Below are 1,575 nucleotides of genomic sequence, written 5' to 3' on the forward strand. Positions count from 1 at the left end.
ATCCACCACAGTCAGCTTGCCATCTGCAAGCTTCGAAGCCAACGCTGAGCGCAGCGCGCCCTGCAGCTTCTTGCGGGGGAACGCATAGTCATAGCTACGCGGCTGAGGTCCATGCACGGTGTACCCATGCCGCCACAGCGGCGAACGCACCGAGCCGATACGAGCGCGGCCCGTGCCCTTCTGCTTCCACAACTTCTTACCCGATCCGGACACTTCGGTGCGGCTCTTGGTTTTGTGCGTGCCCTGGCGCAGCGAAGCACGATAGTGCTTTACCGCCTCCCACAGCAGCGCCTCGTTCACCTGGCCGTATACCGCATCGGCCAGCTCGAGCGAGCCCACTTTTTCGCCGTTCAGATTAACAACATCTACGTTTGCCATCGTCTTCTTCCTACGAGCTGTCAGCTATCAGCTTTCAGCTATCAGTCTTCCATCGGTAAAGCAATCATCCTGGCTCCAGCAACCAACGAGCTGAGAGCTGACAGCTGAAAGCTGTTTACTTTCTCTTCGCGGTTGCCTTCTTCGAAGCCTTCAGCGGATCGACAGTACCCGAACCCGCAAATCCACGGCGCTCGCGCGGCGGAGTCTTCGCCTTCGAAATCAGCACGTACCCTTCACGCGATCCCGGAACCGCACCCTCGACCATCAGAAGGTTCTCTTCCACATCGATGCCGCGAATGCGCAGGTTACGAACCGTGATCTGCGCCGCGCCCATGTGCCCCGGCATGCGCTGCCCGGGAAACACGCGCGACGGAAAGCTCGATGCACCGATTGAACCCTGCACCTGGAACATGTGTCCGTGCGACTTCGGTCCGCCGCCAAAATTGTGCCGGCGCACAACGCCCGCAAACCCGCGGCCCTTCGAGGTCCCGATCACGTCTACAAACTTTGCGTCCTGGAAGATATCCACCAGCACACGATCGCCGGCCTTGGTTTGGACTTCGCCTTCAGCATTAGCTTCGACATCAACTTCCTTGATGACCTTGACCGGAGGTGCTTCTGTCTTCGCGAAGTGGCCAGCCTGGGGCTTGGTCACATTCTTCGTCTTGATAAACTCCACCAGGCCAATTTGCGCGGCGTCATAGCCGTCCTTGGCCAGCGTCTTCAACTGCGTAATCACGCAAGGGCCGGCCTGCAACACCGTAATCGGGTGCACATCGCCCTTTTCGTCGAAGACCTGCGTCATGCCGATCTTTTTTCCCAGAATCCCTGTGACTGCCATATCTTCCTCACCTCATCATGCAGAGCACTTTGACTCTGCACTGCCGGAGCCCTGCGAGGGCTGCGAACGTTCTTAACTTTTGCTGCTGTCGACCTTTTGCGCCGCAAGGCGCAGTCGGCCGCACCGCAGGTGCCTACTTTTCAAACGCCTTGATCTCGACGTCCACACCGGCCGGAAGATCGAGTTTCATCAGCGCATCCACTGTCTGTTGCGTCGGCTCAAGAATGTCGATCAGCCGCTTGTGCGTGCGAATTTCGAACGCCTCGCGCGACTTCTTGTCCACGTGGGGCGAACGCAGCACGCAGTACTTGTTCTTCATGGTCGGCAGCGGAATGGGCCCCGCAACCTGGGCTCCG

At 58.8% G+C, this 1,575-nt stretch carries 3 protein-coding genes; all 3 read right to left on the bottom strand.

Translation table 11 applies throughout. The annotated features are described in order from the left end of the window. A partial coding sequence (gene rplD, locus WA354_RS23785; RefSeq protein ID WP_472815513.1) for a 50S ribosomal protein L4 occupies positions 1-378 on the bottom strand: 378 nt, incomplete at its 3' end. Between the two features lie 115 nt (positions 379-493). Then, positions 494-1,219: a 50S ribosomal protein L3 gene (gene rplC, locus WA354_RS23790; RefSeq protein ID WP_472815514.1), complete on the bottom strand. Its 726-nt coding sequence runs from the start codon at positions 1,217-1,219 to the stop codon at positions 494-496. Between the two features lie 133 nt (positions 1,220-1,352). Beyond that, on the bottom strand, positions 1,353-1,575 hold a 223-nt coding region (gene rpsJ / locus WA354_RS23795; protein WP_472815515.1), incomplete at its 5' end, for a 30S ribosomal protein S10.

The organism is Occallatibacter sp. (assembly GCF_049802275.1).
Taxonomy (GTDB): Bacteria; Acidobacteriota; Terriglobia; order Terriglobales; family Acidobacteriaceae; genus Telmatobacter.

Coding starts and splice junctions, on each gene's coding strand:
- rplC (WP_472815514.1), bottom strand. CDS start 1,219: ATGGCAGTCACAGGGATTCTGGGAAAAAAGATCGGCATGACGCAGGTC.